Origin of the sequence: Mycobacterium sp. E2238, from assembly GCF_001672665.1 — a bacterium.
GTDB lineage: Bacteria > Actinomycetota > Actinomycetes > Mycobacteriales > Mycobacteriaceae > Mycobacterium.
The window spans coordinates 1-687 of sequence record NZ_LZKF01000106.1 but is presented as its reverse complement, the minus strand read 5'-3'; the positions used below and the strand labels follow the sequence as shown (position 1 = coordinate 687).

Here is a 687-nt window from a genome sequence, read left to right as displayed (position 1 = left end):
TCTTCACCGCCCTGCACGCGGTGAGCGCCACCGCGATCACCGGGGGCGACACCCCGCCGCCGGCCCGCATCGTGCTGCTCTCCGACGGCAAGGAGAACAAGCCGTCCAACCCCAGCGATCCGCATGACGGGGTGTACACCGCGGCGCGGCTGGCGCGCGACGAGGGAGTGCCCATCTCGACGATCTCGTTCGGCACCAAGACCGGCGAGATCGAGATGGACGGGCAGCGGGTCGCCGTCCCCGTCGACGATCAGACGCTGCAGAAGATCTGCGAGATCACCGACGGCCAGTCGTTCCACGCCGACAGCCTCGAGTCGCTGAAGAACGTCTATGCGACCCTGCAGCGCCAGATCGGCTACGAGACCGTCAAGGGCGACGCCAGCCTGGCGTGGATGCTGCTGGGGGCCGTCGCGATGGCCGGCGCCATCCTGGCCGGCTTGTTCCTCAACCGCCGGCTGCCCTCCTGAGCGATCAGACCGGGAGCCGCCGGTTGATCAGCAGCGCCAGCGCCGTCGCGATCAGGGCGGTGATGACGCCCAGGCGCAACCACCCGGCGCTGCCCGGCCCCGGCACCGTGCGGTAGCCGATGTCCTTCTCGATCGCGTTGTAGCTCTTGGAAAGCTCGGCGACGTTGCCGGCCGTGTAGGACTGCCCGCCGGACAGCTTGGCGATCATCTTCATCTGATC

2 pseudogenes are annotated in these 687 nt (G+C 68.7%); one reads left to right on the top strand and one right to left on the bottom strand.

Going from position 1 to position 687, the window contains the following annotated elements:
- A pseudogene (locus A5711_RS08765) lies at positions 1 to 467 on the top strand (VWA domain-containing protein); the annotation flags it as partial.
- 4 nt (positions 468 to 471) lie between these two features.
- Here the strand turns inward: A5711_RS08765 and A5711_RS08760 are convergent.
- Positions 472 to 687, bottom strand: a pseudogene (locus tag A5711_RS08760) (hypothetical protein); the annotation flags it as partial.